This window comes from Pseudomonas urmiensis, from assembly GCF_014268815.2.
Classification (GTDB): domain Bacteria; phylum Pseudomonadota; class Gammaproteobacteria; order Pseudomonadales; family Pseudomonadaceae; genus Aquipseudomonas; species Aquipseudomonas urmiensis.
The window spans coordinates 946,569-961,392 of record NZ_JABWRE020000001.1 but is presented as its reverse complement, the minus strand read 5'-3'; the positions used below and the strand labels follow the sequence as shown (position 1 = coordinate 961,392).

Genomic DNA, 14,824 nt, shown 5'->3' with positions numbered 1-14,824 from the left:
CCGCTCGGGTGTTACAGCTTTGAGCGATCAGCGCTTCTGGGTCAGCGCGCGGCGCTCGAACTCGACGATGCGCTGGCGGTAGTGCTCGATGGTCTGCGCGGTCAGCACGCTGCGCTGATCGTCCTTGAGCTCGCCATTGAGCTCATGGGCCAGCTTGCGCGCTGCGGCAACCATCACATCGAAGGCTTGCTTGGGATGACGCGGGCCTGGCAGACCGAGGAAGAAGCTCACCGCCCGGGTGCTGAAGTGGTCGATGTCATCCAGGTCGAAGATACCCGGCTTGACCGCGTTGGCCATCGAGAACAGCACTTCGCCGTGGCCAGCCATGCTTTCGTGGCGGTGGAAAATGTCCATCTCGCCGAAGCGCAGACCGCTCTCAAGGATGTTCTGCAGCAGGGCTGGGCCCTTGAAGCCGCCTTCATCACGAGAGATGACGCTGATCACCAGCACTTCTTCAGCCGGCGGCAACTCTTTGACCGAGCTGTTGCTGGACGAAGACGAGCCACTGCTGCGGCTGTTCTCGGCGGCGTAGTCATCGTCGGCATCGGCGAACAGGTCGGGTTCACGCGAGTCGGCCGCCAGGTTCAGGTCGCCCTGCTGTGGCTCGCTATGGGCACGTTTGCCGCGCTTGGCCGCCTTGGCCGGTTTGGCTTCGCGCTCACGCTCGCGTTCGCGCACCGGGGCGCTCATCGAAGGCAGGTCGGTTTCGTCCAGCTCGGGCTCTTTGTGCTGGCCTTCGAGCACGCGTGCAGGGCCGAGCACCTCGGCGCCGCCCTCTTCATCGGGCAGGTTGGAGTAGCTGCGATCCAGACGGAATTTCAACTTGCCCTTGCCGCCACGCATGCGTCGCCAGCCGTCGAAAAGAATACCGGCGATGACAATGATGCCGATGACGATCAGCCACTCGCGCAGACCGATTTCCATGTAATCCCGTGCCTCTATAAAAAATATGCTTGAAAACAAAGGGTTCAAAGCCCTTTAACACGTGGCGCCAACTCTATGTTCTGACAGGCGTTTTACCCACGCAAAATACACGTGACATTAAGCTAGCACGACCAAAGGCAACTTTACACCGTCTGTCGCACATGACAGGGGGTTTTACCTACAGAAAACGCCCTATCTTCGCTCATCAGGTATCAACCATGGCCATTGCTTCCTCCACATCAACTGCAACAAGACGTGAACAGCCCGGTTCGTGCATGGTCACCCCCATCAGTTGATCGGCCATTTCCATGGCAATCTTGTTATGGGTGATGTAGATGAACTGCACGGTCTCGCTCATTTCCTTGACCAGCCGGGCGTACCGCCCGACGTTGGCATCGTCCAGCGGCGCATCGACTTCATCGAGCATGCAGAACGGTGCCGGGTTGAGTTTGAAGATGGCAAATACCAACGCCAGGGCGGTCAGGGCTTTTTCGCCGCCGGACAGCAAGTGGATCGTGCTGTTTTTCTTGCCCGGCGGGCGCGCCATGATCGTCACCCCAGTATCGAGTAAATCTTCGCCCGTCAGTTCCAAGTAAGCACTGCCGCCACCGAAAACTTTTGGAAAAAGTGCCTGTAAACCGGCATTTATCTGATCAAAGGTATCCTTGAAGCGGTTGCGGGTTTCCTTGTCGATCTTGCGAATGACGTTTTCCAAGGTGTCCAACGCTTCGACCAGATCGGCATCCTGAGCGTCCAGGTAACGCTTGCGCTCGGACTGCTGCTGGTACTCTTCGATGGCCGCCAGGTTGATCGCCCCCAAGCGCTGGATGCGCGCCTCGACCTGCTCGAGCTCCTGCTCGGTGCCCTGTTCGCTGGCGTCGGCTTCGAGGGTGGCGAGCACCCCTTGCAGGTCGAAGCCATCGGCGAGCAACTGCTCCTGCAGGGTGGTGCGGCGCAGCACCAGGCCTTGGGATTCCAGGCGTGACTGCTCAAGCTGGCCGCGCAGCAACTGGGCCTGTTGCTCGGCCTGGGTGCGGCGCTTCTCAGCGTCGCGCAATTCACGGTCGGCTTCGTCCATGTGCAGGCGCGCCAGACGCATTTCTTCATCGACGCTCATGCGCCGTTCGAGCAGCTCTTCGAGCTTCAGGCGCAATTCCTCTTGCGGCGCCTCGCCCTCCTCCAGGTTCAGGCTCAGTTGCTCCTGGCGCTCACTCAGGCGCGCGGCTTGCTGCTCGAGACGCTCCAGGGCCTGGCGGGTGGAGTCATGCTGGGCGCGCAACGAGCCCAGGCGCACCGCCAGTTGATGGGCGTGATCCTTGTGCTGGCGCGCTTCCTGGCGGACCCGATCGAGGCCTTCGCGCAAGGTATCGCGACGGGCCATCAACTGCTCGCGCTGCTCGGTATCCTGGGCCATCAGGTCCAGGGCCTCTTGCAGAATCAGCCGGGCCTCACCCAGCTGCTCATGCTCGATGGCGCGTTGTTCGTTTAGCTCGGTGAGCTCTTCTTCGAGACGGCGGCGGCGCAGTTCCAACTGTTCGGCGCGGGCGCGGCCAGCTGACAGGCGGGCCTTGAGCTCACCCTGCTGGCGGTTCTCATCCTGGCTGCGGCGGCGCAATTGCTCGCGCTGCTCTTCCAAATCCCGCTGCTGCTCGCGCTGCCCCTGAAGCTGCTGCTCCAGTTGTTCGAGCAGGGCCTGCTGCTCCAGCTGCTCCTGGGCCAGGCGCTCGATTTCCTGCCCGCGAGCCAGCACGCCACCTTCGGCCTCACCGGCGCGGCTGACCCGCAAGAAATGCCGCCCCACCCAGTAACCATCGCGGCTGACCAGGCTCTGCCCTTCGCTTAATCCGGCACGCTGAGCCAGTGCCTGCTCCAGGTTTTCTACCGGACGCACCTGCCCCAGCCAGGGGCTCAAGTCAGTGCGCCCCTCGACCTTGTCCAGCAGGCTGCCCGGCAGCCGCGCAGCCTCGCCTACAGCCAGCAGCAGGCGCAGATCGCCCTGCTCGAGCGCGGCGAAATCAAGCTGGGTGAAGTCATCCACCAGCACCGCTTGCAGGTCGGCGCCCAGCACAGTTTCCACCGCCAGCTCCCAACCCGACTCGACGCGCAGCCCCTCGGCCAGTCGCGGGCGTTGCTCAAGGCCTTGGCCGCGCAGCCAGTCGGCGGCGCCAGCGGCAGGCTCCAGGGCCGCTTGCTGCAAGGCTTCGAGAGACGCCAGGCGACCGCCCAGGCGCTGCTGATCGCCCTGCAACTGCTGATGTGCCTGAGTCGTTTGCTGGAGCTGCTCACGCACTCCTTCCAGGCGCTCGACCACCTCCTGCTCGGCCATCTGCAGCTCTTCGAGCAGCAGCTCGCTGCTGGCAACCTGCTCGGTCAGCTCAAGCGTAGCGGCGTCCTGCGGGTCGGCGCCAAGCTGGTCGCGTTCCTCGCCTAACTTGCGCTGGCGCTCAGAGAGCCGCTCAAGGCTGGATTCGAGTTGCTGCAAGCGCGACTGCTGAACCTCGGCCTGCCGCCGGGGTTCGGCCGAGCGGGTATTGAAGCTGTCCCACTGCTCCTGCCAGCCGTGCATGCCCAGCTCGGCTTCTTCCAGGGTGGCGGCGGCCTCCTCGGCGGCGGCCAGGGTCATTTCCTGCTCCGGCTCGAGCATCGCCAGCTCTTCACCGAGGGTGGCCAGCAAGGTACGGTCGTGGCCCAGGTGAGACTCGGTTTCCAGGCGGGTGCGCTCGGCTTCTTTCAGATCATCCTGCAACTGACGCAGGCGCTGCTGGCCGTGCTGGATGCTCTGCTCGACGCGGGCAATATCACCGGCCACCGAATAAAAACGCCCCTGCACCTGATTGAAGCGTTCGGACAGCTCATGATGGCCATCACGCAGGCGCTCGATACTCGCATCAGCATTGCGCTGCTCGGCCACCAGGGCCTCGAAGGCCACTTCCTGATCGCCGATGATGGTTTCACGCTGGCCCACCCGCTGGTCCAGATCGCGCCAGCGCAGGGCCGACAGGTGCGCTTTGAGCTGACGCTCGCTGGCCTTGTACTCGCGGTACTTCTCGGCGGCCTGGGCCTGGCGGTGCAGGCGTTCGAGCTGGCGTTCCAGCTCATCGCGCAGGTCGGTCAGGCGCGCCAGGTTCTCTTGGGTGCGGCGAATGCGTGTCTCGGTCTCGCGGCGGCGCTCCTTGTACTTGGAGATGCCCGCTGCTTCCTCGATGAAGTTGCGCAGTTCTTCAGGCTTGGCCTCGATCAGCTTGGAGATCATGCCCTGCTCGATGATCGAGTAGCTGCGCGGGCCCAGGCCGGTGCCAAGGAAGATATCGGTGATGTCACGCCGACGGCACTTGGTGCCGTTGAGGTAATAGGTGTTCTGCGCATCGCGCGTCACTTTGCGCCGGATCGAGATCTCGGCGTAGGCGGCGTATTCGCCGACCAGGGTGTTGTCGCTGTTATCGAACACCAGCTCGATGCTGGCCTGGCTGACCGGCTTGCGGCTGGTCGAGCCATTGAAGATGACGTCGGTCATCGACTCGCCACGCAGGTTTTTCGCCGAGCTTTCGCCCATCACCCAGCGCACCGCATCGATGATGTTGGACTTGCCGCAGCCATTGGGCCCGACCACAGCGGCCATATTGCTGGGGAAGTTGACCGTGGTCGGGTCGACGAACGACTTGAACCCGGCCAGGCGAATGCACTTGAGGCGCATCGATCAGGTCCGCGCCAACGCCGCCAGCACCAGCTCGCAGCTGCGCTGGCAGTAGGCGACCAGCACCTCGCGGATGCGCGGCAGATCGCGCGCGACCACAGCCTCGAGCAGGCGCGAGAACAGCTCGAGGTAATCGAGCATGTTCGCCTGGCGCTGATCCAGGGCCAGGTAATAGGCGCGGCTCATGGCCGGCTGCAGGTTTTCTACGGTTTCTTGCAGGTACGGATTGTCGGCGAACGGATAGGCGGCGCGCATCACGGCAAAGCTTTCGGCGACGAAGGTCTTGATGTCGGTACTGCTGTAGGCCTGCTGCAGGCGCTGCTGAATCGCCAGGAACGGCAGCAGGTCGCTGTCAGTCCGCCATTTCTGCGCGACGGCATTGCCCAACAGGATGTAAAACTCGCCCATCAGCGCGCACAGGCTGCGCACACTGCGCTCGTCGAGTGTGGTCACATGGGCGCCACGACGCGGCAGGATCGCGACCAGATGGCGACGTTCGAGGATCAACAGCGCCTCGCGCACCGAGCCGCGGCTGACGTTCAGGGCCTGGGTGACTTTTTGCTCCTGGATGCGTTCGCCCGGCGCCAGCTCGCCGCGGATGATCCGCTCGGCCAGGTAATGGGCGATCTGCTCGGAGAGGCTGTCCGGCGCCTTGAACGTCATGGTTTTCCTTCAAAATCATTGAACTGGGTACAAGGGGCGGATTGTAGCGCACTTGCCTGGAGGGCGAGCAGAGGGGCGTGGCGGTTTATTCGAGCGGTTATTGCCGATACGGGGAAGCGCTTGAAGGAGCAAGCCAAGCGCCTACCCGCCTCAATGGTCAGATGAATATTGTCCCGCGCAGATACAACGCGCCCTTGCCACTGATGATCACCCGGCCATTACCAGGCACCTGGCAGTGCAATTGCCCCTTGCGCGCGCCACCCTGCTCGCAGCTCAGGCTGCTCTGATCCAGGCGCTCGGCCCAGTATGGCGCCAGCGAGGTGTGGGCAGAACCGGTCACCGGGTCTTCATTGACCCCTACGCGCGGCCCGAACCAACGGGTGACGAAATCATACCCACGGCCCGGCGCGGTCACCGCGATCCCGCGCACATCAAACCCGGCCAACGCGACGAAGTCCGGCGCCAGGGTCTCGATCAGCGAGGCATCGTCAATCACCACCAAATAATCGTCTGTGCGATAGACCCCGCGAGCGCGGCTCAGGCCGAGCGCTTCGAGCAAGCCCGACGGCGTCTCGACCGCCACCGGCTGTTTGGCCGGGAAATCCATCGCCAGCAAGCCATCAGCGCCACGGCTGACGCGCAACTCGCCGCTGCGGGTATTGAACCGCAACACCTTCGCCTGCTCCCCCAGCTGCTCGAACAGCACCCAGGCTGCCGCCAAGGTCGCATGCCCACACAGGTCGACCTCCACCGTCGGGGTGAACCAGCGCAAGTCATAGCCCGCCTGGTTTTTCACCAAATAAGCGGTCTCGGAGAGATTGTTCTCTTCGGCAATGCGTTGCAGCAGCTCATCGGGCAGCCAGTTTTCAAGGGGGATCACCGCTGCCGGGTTGCCACCAAAGGGCTGGGCGGAAAACGCATCTACCTGGAAGATCTCAAGTTGCATGCAAAAAGCTCCACGGACGGAAAACGAAAAAGCTCAAGGACGAACTGGGGTCAATACCGACTCGCCAGCGAAGAATGCCTGCAGGTTACGCAGCACCAGGGCCACGGTATCGCGTGCAGCTTCCGGCGATTGCCCGGCAACGTGAGGCGTCAGCACGGTGTTGCCCAGCGCCTTGAGCGCATCGGGCACTGCCGGCTCGTCATCGAACACATCCAAGGCAGCGCCCGCGATCGTGCCTTGCTGCAAGGCTTCGACCAGCGCCTGGGTGTCGACCACGCTGGCGCGGGCGATATTGACCAGATAGCCCTCGGCACCCAGCGCCTGAAGCACCTGCGCGTCCACCAGATGGTGGGTGTTGGCACCGCCCGGGGTGGCGACCACCAGAATATCGACCGCCTCGGCCAGGTGTTGCGGGCTGTCGTACCAGCTGTATGCAACGTCTTCACGCGGGGTACGACTGTGGTAGCTGATGGGCATGTCAAAACCCAGCGATGCACGCTTGGCAATCGCCAGCCCGACCGCACCCAGGCCGAGAATCCCTAAGCGCTTGCCCGACACCGAGGGGCTGATGACCCGGTTCCACTCAGCGCGGCGGGTACTGGCATCGGCGCGGGGGATATCGCGCAGCAGTGCCAGCAGCAGGGCCAGGGTGTGGTCGGCGACGGCAGGCGCATTGGCGCCAGCGCCATTGGTCACGGTAATGCCGCGCGCCGCTGCGGCAGGCAAGTCGACCTGCTCGTAGCCCGCGCCGATCACGCAGATGATCTGCAACTTGGGCAGGGCGTCTATTTCAGCGGCGGTCAGGCCCAGTGGCCCGCGGGTAAGGACTGCATCGATCTCGCCGGCATGGCGCACGATGGCGTCGGCGCGCAGTTGTGGCGATGGCGCGCGAATCAGGCGGTAGCCGGCCTGTTCGAGCAATGGCAGGTAATCGTCGACGGTTTCAACCAGTACCAGGACTGTCTTGCTCATGCACCCCTCCGGCTCAATGCGAGGGGGGATTATGCGCGGTTAGTGGTCAGTACAGTCAATTGGAGAATTAGGCGCTGACTGTACTGTATTGGTTGGCTAATTCTAGCGGTGTCCCTATTGGGCGAAGGCACGCCCCAGGCCGCCCGGCACACCGCTGCTATCGGTCTCCTGCCACGGCCCATCCGGGCTCAGCGACCAGCTCCAGCCGCCGTCATAGCGGTAGTAGGTGCGCTGGCGGTAGAAGGTGTTGGGTTTCTTCTCCAGCACATACACGCCCAGCTTCGGATCCCAGTGGCTGGCGCCGCCCGGTGGCGGTGCGAAGCTGGCCGAGGTGCGCGGCATCGGCTTGGGAATCGCCGCTGGTTTGCTCGGCTGGGTACCCGGCTGACTGCCCGGTAGCGGCTTGACTGCCGGGCCTGGACGCGGCGGTACGCTTTCGATCGGTGGCAATGGCTGCTCGACCGGCTCGCGCACCGTACACGCAGACAGACCCAGGGCCAGGGTGATCAGGGTCAAGCGGACGGTGCTGTTCATGACGGGGTTCTCTTAGCGGTCGGGGCTGTCGATGGTCAGGTGCTGAGTGCCGGCAGTGCGGTTGCTCAGCGGCGCGCTCTGGCCAACCCATTCACCTTGGGTCGGTTGGCCTGCGCGCGAGACGCGTGCAACCAGTTGGACTTCGCTGAAATCGGACAGTTTCATCTGCGGCATCATCGCGTCGGCATCGGACAACTCGACGTCGATTGGCAATTGCGCAATGGTCACCCGCTTGGCCGCGACCGGCATGGGCGGGCCTTTGCTGGCGCGGGCAAAAATGAACACGGTATCGCCCGGCTGGACTTTGTCCTTGAGCGCCGCGGCCAGTTCAACTCGCACTTTCAAACGCGCTGCAGGCGCCGCTTGCGCAGGCTTGCCAGCAGTAGCGGAAAGTTTCTCGGCGGCGCGATCGATCCCCCCTTGTAACGCCGCTCGCGAGGCATCACCCTCGGGCAGTTGCGCCAGCAAGCGCTGCCAATAATCGATAGCCTCCTGATAGCGCTCGCCCTCGAACGCAGCGATGCCACGCAGCCCCAGGCTGGTCACTTCTTTTGGATCAGCTTTGAGGGCTTCGTCGGTCAGCGTCTGCACCTGCGCGCTCCACTGCTTGTCAGCCGCGAAATACAAGGCTTGCGCCCACTGCCCCAGCAATTCGGGCTGACGGCCTGCCAAGGCTACCGCGCGCTCGAAGGTTCGCGCAGCGTCCGCCGGGCGCTGATCGGCCATATAGGCGCGACCGAGGAAATACAGGCCCTCGGCAGAATCCGGCTGCGCCTGAACCGCTCGCTCCAGACGGCTGGTCATCTCCTGCATGGACTTGGGCGCCTCGGCGAATTCGCGGGTCAGCTCGACCTGCTCGGCAGCGCCGAAATGCAGATACAGCCCCAACCCCATCACCGGCACCAGTACCGCCGCCAGCAGCGGCAGTGCCTTGCCCAGATGGCCCTGGGGCGGCGCTTGGGCCTCTTCGGTATCGGCCAGCAGCTCGCGCGCCGCTTCATCACGGCCGCTCGCCAGTTGCTCGGCATCGAGCACGCCGGCAGCCTGTTGTGCAGTCAATTCGGCAACCCGCTCCTGGTACAGGGCCACGTTGAGGGCGGTGCGGTCTTCTTCCTGCTGGCGACGACGGCCACGCAGGATCGGGATCAGCAAAAAGCCGAGGGCAGCGAGCAACAGCAGGCCCGCGCTAAGCCAGAATTCAGTCATGGGTACGTTCTTTTTCCAGCAGTTTGGCGAGACGTTCGCGTTGTTCGGCAGACAGCTCCTGGGAGCCAGCGGCCACTGGGCGCCGACGCCGACGGACGATCACCGCCAGCACCACGAAGCCACCGAGCAGAAGGATCCCTGGGCCGAACCAGAGCAGCCAGGTGCGCCCGCTCAGGGCCGGTTTGTAGCGCACGAAATCGCCGTAGCGGTCGACCATGAACTCGACGATCTGCTGATTGCTCTTGCCTTCGCCGAGCATGCGGAAGATCTCCCGGCGCAGGTCGGCGGCGATCGGCGCGTTGGAGTCGGCGATGTCCTGGTTCTGGCACTTGGGGCAGCGCAGCTCCTTGGTCAGTTGCTGATAGCGCTCGCGCTCGGCGTCGTCACGAAACTGATAGGTATCGATGGCCGCCCTGGCCACCCCGGCCAGGCCCAAGCCCAGAAAGAGCCCCAGCACAGCGGCTGCCAGCCCCCGCTTCATGGCTTGGCCTCATCAACCAGGCCCTGGTACAGCGGCGCCAACTGCTCGCGCCACACCGTGGCATCGACGACGCCGACATGCTTGTAGCGAATGATGCCCTTGGCATCGATCAGGAAGGTCTCCGGCGCGCCATACACGCCCAGGTCCAGCCCGAGGCTGCCCTGCTCATCGCGGATGTCCAGCTGATAGGGGTTGTGGAATTCGGCCAGCCATTTCAGCGCGGCGGCGTTGTCGTCCTTGTAGTTGACGCCATGAATCACCACGCCCTGCTCGGCCAACTGGTTCAGGTACGGGTGCTCGACCTTGCACGATGGGCACCAGGTGCCCCACACGTTGACCAGCGCCGGGCGGCCCAACAGATCCGCCTGGGTCAGGGTTCGCTCGCCCTGCACCGAGGCCAGGGAGAACGCCGGGAACGGCTTGCCGATCATTGCCGAAGGCAGTTCGTCGGGCTTGAGGAACAGCCCCTTGTAGAGAAACACCGCCATCAGCAGGAACACCGCCAATGGCACGACCATGATCCAACGCTTCATGCAGTTGCTCCAGACACGCCCAGGACATCACGCACCCGGGTCTTGACCTTGACGCGGTAGCGCCGGTCGAAGGCCGCCAGCAAGCCGCCCAGGCCGGTCAACAGACCGCCCAGCCAGATCCAGCGAACGTAAGGCTTGATGTGCACCCGCACCGCCCAGGCGCCGTTCTCCAACGGCTCGCCGAGGGCGACATACAGGTCACGGGTGAAGCCGGCATCGATGCCGGCCTCGGTCATCATCGACTGCTGCACGGTGTACAGGCGCTTCTCGGGATGCAGCACGGAGATCTCCCGACCATCACGCGAGACCCGCACAGTGCCCTTGTCGGAGATGAAGTTCGGCCCCTCGAAGTGCTTGGCGCCTTCGAACAGGAAGTGATAGCCGCCCAGCTCGACACTCTCGCCCGGCGCCATGCGCAGGTCGCGCTCGGCGCTGTTGTTGCTCGACAGCACCACGCCCAGGGCGCACACCGCCAGGCCCAGGTGCGCCAGGTGCATGCCCCAGTAGCTGCGCGACAGGCCGCGCAGGCCCTTGCCCAGGCCTTTGTGGCGGGTCTTGTCGAGGATGTCGCGCAGCCCGGCCAGAACCACCCAGGCCGCCAGGGCGAAGGTCGCCAGCGCCGGCCAGTCGAAGTCGTCGGCGATAAACCCTGCGACCGGCGCGAGGATCGCGCTGCCAATCAGTACCGGGGTCAGCATGCTTGCCAGCCACTTGCCGGGGGTATCTTTCCAGCGCACCAGTACGCCGACACCGAGCACCACCATCAGCAGCGCCATCAACGGCAGGAACAAGGCATCGAAATACGGCGGGCCGACCGACAGCTTGGCGCCGGTCAGGGCATCGAGCACCAGTGGGTAGAGGGTGCCGAGCAGGATCATCGACGCGGCCACCACCAGCACCAGGTTGTTGGCCAGGAGCAGCGTCTCACGCGACCACAGGGCGAAACCTACGTGGCTCTTGACCACTGGCGCGCGCAGGGCGAACAAGGTCAGCGAGCCGCCGACCACGAACAGCAGGAAGATCAGGATGAACACGCCGCGTGAAGGGTCGGCGGCAAACGCGTGCACGGAGGTCAGCACCCCGGAGCGAACCAGGAAGGTGCCCAGCAGGCTCAGCGAGAAGGCGGCAATCGCCAGCAACACCGTCCAGCTCTTGAACACCCCGCGCTTTTCCGTGACGGCCAGCGAGTGGATCAGCGCCGTGCCGACCAGCCAGGGCATGAACGAGGCGTTTTCGACCGGGTCCCAGAACCACCAACCGCCCCAGCCCAACTCGTAGTAAGCCCACCACGAGCCCAGGGTGATACCGACGCCGAGGAAGGCCCAGGCGACGATGGTCCACGGCCGCGACCAACGCGCCCAGGCCGCATCCAGGCGGCCGCCGAGCAAGGCGGCGATGGCGAAGGCGAAGGCCACCGAGAACCCGACATAGCCCATGTAGAGCATCGGCGGATGGACGATCAGGCCGAAGTCCTGCAGCAAGGGGTTGAGGTCGCGACCATCGGTCGGCACCTGCGGCAACAGGCGCTGGAACGGGTTGGAGGTGATGATCAGGAACGACAGGAAGCCGACGCTGATCATGCCCATCACCGCCAGCACCCGGGCCAGCATCACCTGTGGCAACTGGCGCGAGAACACCGATACGGCAAAGGTCCAGCCGCCGAGGATCAACGCCCACAGCAGCAGCGAGCCCTCGTGCGCGCCCCACACCGCGCTGAACTTGTAGTACCAAGGCAAGGCGCTGTTGGAGTTGCTGGCGACATAGGCGACCGAGAAGTTGTCGGTCATGAAGGCGTGGGTCAGGCAGGCGAAGGCAAAGCTGAGGAAGGCGAACTGGCCCCAGGCCGCAGGGCGCGCCAGGCTCATCCACAGGCTGTCGCCGCGCCAGGCGCCGAGCAGCGGCACGCTGGCCTGCACTACGGCAAAGCAGATCGCCAGGATCATCGCCAGCTGGCCCAGTTCAGGGATTACCAAGGCTGCGTTCATGGTTTGCGCTCCACGCCATTTGCCGCCTGGCCGCTTTCCTTGAGGGCTTTGGTGACCTCTGGCGGCATGTATTTCTCATCGTGCTTGGCCAGTACTTCGTCGGCCACCACCTCGCCCTGGGCATTGAGTTTGCCCAGGGCGACGATGCCCTGCCCTTCGCGGAACAGGTCAGGCAGGATGCCGCGGTAGGTGATTGGCACCGACTTGTTGAAGTCGGTGACCACGAAGCGTACGTCCAGCGAATCGGACGAGCGCTGTACCGAGCCTTTCTCGACCATGCCGCCAGCGCGGATGCGGGTGTCCTGTGGCGCTTCGCCGTTAGCGATCTGGGTCGGTGTATAGAACAGGTTGATGTTCTGCTGCAGGGCACTCAGGGCGAAGCCAAGGGCGATGCCGACACCGACCAGCAGGCCGAGGATGAGCAACAGGCGTTTCTTGCGCTGCGGATTCACTGGTTGTTCTCCCGGCGCAGACGGCGCGCCTCTTCTTGCAGGTAGCGACGTCGGGCCAGCAGTGGCGCCGCGACATTGAGCGCCAGCACGGCCAGGCAGATGCCGTAGGCCGACCAGACGTACAGGCCATGGTGGCCCATGGCGAGAAAATCGCCGAACGAGGCAAAGCTCATCGCACCGCCCTCTGACCCAGACTGTTCAACACTTCCTCCCTGACCCAACTGGCGCGCGCCTCGCGCTTGAGCACTTCAAGGCGCATGCGCAGCAGCAGCACCGCGCCGAAGAAGCAGTAGAAGCCCAGCACCGTCAGCAGCAACGGCAGCCACATCTCGACCGGCATGGCGGGCTTTTCGGTAAGGGTGAAGGTCGCGCCCTGGTGCAGGGTGTTCCACCACTCAACCGAGTACTTGATGATCGGAATATTGACCACGCCGACGATCGCCAGCACCGCGCAGGCCTTGGCCGAGCTGTCACGATTGCTGATCGCCTGGCCCAGCGCAATGATGCCGAAGTACAGGAAAAGCAGGATAAGCATCGACGTAAGGCGGGCATCCCAGACCCACCAGCTACCCCAGGTCGGCTTGCCCCAGATCGCCCCGGTCAGCAATGCCACCGCAGTCATCCAGGCGCCAATGGGCGCCGCGCACTGCAGGGCGACGTCGGCGATCTTCATCTTCCATACCAGACCGACGATGCCGGCCACCGCCAGCAGCACGTAGCACGACTGCGCCAGCATGGCAGCAGGCACGTGGATATAGATGATGCGAAAGCTGTTGCCTTGCTGGTAGTCCTGCGGGGCGAACGCCAGGCCCCAGGTGATGCCCACCGCCAGCAGCGCGATGGCAGCGATGGTCAGCCACGGCAGCATGCGGCCGCTGATGGCATAGAACCATTTGGGGGAACCGAGCTTATGGAACCACGTCCAGCTTATTTTCATCAGGGTACATCCGGTCTTGGCTGGGCTTTAGGCGTCAATCCGTAGGCCCAGATCTCGTTATTCGCCGACGCTGATCTTCAGGCCGGCCGCTATCGCAAAGGGTGCCAAGGTCACAGCCAGGGCAGACAGGCTGGCCAGCCACAACAAATGGCCGGTCGCCGGCATATTCTGCAACGCCGCTTGCAAGGCGCCACTGCCCAGGATCAATACTGGGATATACAACGGCAAGATCAGCAACGCCAGCAGCAAACCGCCGCGCTTGAGACCGACCGTCAGCGCCGCGCCCACCGCACCGAGCAAACTCAGTATCGGCGTGCCCAGCAGCAGCGAGGCGAGCAACACCGGCAGGCAACTCGATGGCAGACCGAGCATCAGTGCCAGTAGCGGAGCCAACAATACCAGCGCCAGCCCGGAAAAGATCCAGTGCGCCAGCACCTTGGCCAGCACCAGCATCGGCAACGGATGCGGCGACAGCACCCATTGCTCGAGCGAGCCGTCCTCGAAATCACTGCGAAACAGCCCGTCCAGCGAGAGCAATACCGCCAGCAAAGCGGCGACCCAGACCAGCCCCGGCGACAAGGTTTGCAACAATTGTGTCTCAGGGCCGACCGCCAGTGGAAACAAGGCGACCACGATCGCGAAGAACACCAAGGGGTTGGCCAACTCCGCCGGGCGGCGGAACAACAAGCGGGCCTCGCGCCGCAACAACAGGACAAATACGCTCATGCCGCCCACTGCCCCACATTCAGTTCACGATAACCGGACGGCTTGCGCTCGAGGGTGTGATGGGTGGTCAACACGACCGTGCCACCGGCTTCGCAGTGGGCCGCCAGATGCGCCTCAAGCTGAGCCACACCCTGTTTATCCAGGGCAGTGAACGGTTCGTCGAGGATCCACAGCGGTGGGCTGTGCAGATACAGTCGAGCCAGCGCCACGCGGCGCTGCTGGCCGGCCGACAAGGTGTGACACGGCACATCCTCGAAGCCGCGCAGGCCCACCGCTGCCAGCGCCTGCCAGATAGCCTCGGGGGTGGCGGGCTGGTGCAGGGCGCACAGCCATGCGAGGTTCTCTTCGGCAGTGAGCAGGTCCTTGATGCCAGCGGCATGGCCGATCCACAAGAGGATGCTGGCCAGGGCATGGCGCTGCTCGGTCAACGGCTGGCCATTGAGCAGGATCTGTCCGGCAGTCGGCTGCATCAACCCCGCCAACAGGCGCAGCAGACTGGTCTTGCCGCTGCCGTTAGGGCCGCTGACCTGGAGCATGTCGCCAGGGCGCAGCTGAAAATCCAGGTGCTCGAACAGCAGGCGCCAGTCGCGCTCGCAGGCCAGGCCAGTGGCTTGAAGGTCCAGGGTCACGGTTTCGCCTTATTCTGTGTCGGGTCTCGGCCAATATCTCAAGTCACCCCCTGCCCTGCCGTTATAGTGGGCAGTGGCGGGCGGCGCGGGCGGCATTATTACATGCGACGACTCGCTGCCAAGAGGGCTGGCTCCACAGGTT

15 protein-coding genes are annotated in these 14,824 nt (G+C 64.0%); all 15 read right to left on the bottom strand.

Annotated features, from left to right (window positions below):
- Nucleotides 1–27: 27 nt before the first annotated feature.
- Nucleotides 28–924, bottom strand: a complete 897-nt coding sequence (gene zipA / locus HU737_RS04395; RefSeq protein WP_186556018.1) for a cell division protein ZipA — start codon at nt 922–924, stop codon at nt 28–30.
- Nucleotides 925–1,129: 205 nt separating this feature from the next.
- Nucleotides 1,130–4,618: a chromosome segregation protein SMC gene (gene smc / locus HU737_RS04390; RefSeq protein ID WP_186556017.1), complete on the bottom strand. Its 3,489-nt coding sequence runs from the start codon at nt 4,616–4,618 to the stop codon at nt 1,130–1,132.
- A 3-nt stretch (nt 4,619–4,621) separates the two neighbouring features.
- Nucleotides 4,622–5,281, bottom strand: coding sequence for a GntR family transcriptional regulator (locus tag HU737_RS04385; RefSeq protein WP_186556016.1), 660 nt, complete (start codon nt 5,279–5,281; stop codon nt 4,622–4,624).
- A gap of 157 nt (nt 5,282–5,438) precedes the next feature.
- Nucleotides 5,439–6,227 (bottom strand): PhzF family phenazine biosynthesis protein, encoded by a 789-nt coding sequence (locus tag HU737_RS04380; protein WP_186556015.1) that lies wholly within the window; start codon nt 6,225–6,227, stop codon nt 5,439–5,441.
- A gap of 33 nt (nt 6,228–6,260) precedes the next feature.
- Nucleotides 6,261–7,199, bottom strand: a complete 939-nt coding sequence (locus HU737_RS04375; protein WP_186556014.1) for a 2-hydroxyacid dehydrogenase — start codon at nt 7,197–7,199, stop codon at nt 6,261–6,263.
- 114 nt (nt 7,200–7,313) lie between these two features.
- Nucleotides 7,314–7,733 (bottom strand): hypothetical protein, encoded by a 420-nt coding sequence (locus HU737_RS04370; RefSeq protein ID WP_186556013.1) that lies wholly within the window; start codon nt 7,731–7,733, stop codon nt 7,314–7,316.
- Nucleotides 7,734–7,745: 12 nt separating this feature from the next.
- Nucleotides 7,746–8,939, bottom strand: a complete 1,194-nt coding sequence (gene ccmI, locus HU737_RS04365; protein WP_186556012.1) for a c-type cytochrome biogenesis protein CcmI — start codon at nt 8,937–8,939, stop codon at nt 7,746–7,748.
- The gene (locus tag HU737_RS04360) at nt 8,932–9,420 is read right to left on the bottom strand and encodes a cytochrome c-type biogenesis protein (RefSeq protein ID WP_186556011.1); all 489 of its coding nucleotides are present in this window, start codon (nt 9,418–9,420) and stop codon (nt 8,932–8,934) included. The genes ccmI and HU737_RS04360 overlap by 8 nt, the downstream gene beginning before the upstream one ends.
- On the bottom strand, nt 9,417–9,953 hold the full coding sequence (locus HU737_RS04355) for a DsbE family thiol:disulfide interchange protein (protein WP_186556010.1): 537 nt from the start codon (nt 9,951–9,953) through the stop codon (nt 9,417–9,419). The genes HU737_RS04360 and HU737_RS04355 overlap by 4 nt, the downstream gene beginning before the upstream one ends.
- Nucleotides 9,950–11,938: a heme lyase CcmF/NrfE family subunit gene (locus tag HU737_RS04350; RefSeq protein WP_186556009.1), complete on the bottom strand. Its 1,989-nt coding sequence runs from the start codon at nt 11,936–11,938 to the stop codon at nt 9,950–9,952. Before HU737_RS04350 ends, HU737_RS04355 begins: the two co-directional genes overlap by 4 nt.
- A complete protein-coding gene (gene ccmE / locus HU737_RS04345) occupies nt 11,935–12,390 on the bottom strand; it encodes a cytochrome c maturation protein CcmE (RefSeq protein WP_186556008.1) in 456 nt (151 codons plus the stop codon). Before ccmE ends, HU737_RS04350 begins: the two co-directional genes overlap by 4 nt.
- Complete coding sequence (gene ccmD / locus HU737_RS04340; protein WP_084858204.1) at nt 12,387–12,563, bottom strand: heme exporter protein CcmD; 177 nt, start codon at nt 12,561–12,563, stop codon at nt 12,387–12,389. Before ccmD ends, ccmE begins: the two co-directional genes overlap by 4 nt.
- Nucleotides 12,560–13,327: a heme ABC transporter permease gene (locus HU737_RS04335; protein ID WP_186556007.1), complete on the bottom strand. Its 768-nt coding sequence runs from the start codon at nt 13,325–13,327 to the stop codon at nt 12,560–12,562. The genes ccmD and HU737_RS04335 overlap by 4 nt, the downstream gene beginning before the upstream one ends.
- Nucleotides 13,328–13,384: 57 nt before the next feature.
- A complete protein-coding gene (ccmB, locus tag HU737_RS04330; RefSeq protein WP_186556006.1) occupies nt 13,385–14,053 on the bottom strand; it encodes a heme exporter protein CcmB in 669 nt (222 codons plus the stop codon).
- A complete protein-coding gene (ccmA, locus tag HU737_RS04325) occupies nt 14,050–14,682 on the bottom strand; it encodes a cytochrome c biogenesis heme-transporting ATPase CcmA (protein WP_186556005.1) in 633 nt (210 codons plus the stop codon). Before ccmA ends, ccmB begins: the two co-directional genes overlap by 4 nt.
- Nucleotides 14,683–14,824: the final 142 nt, after the last annotated feature.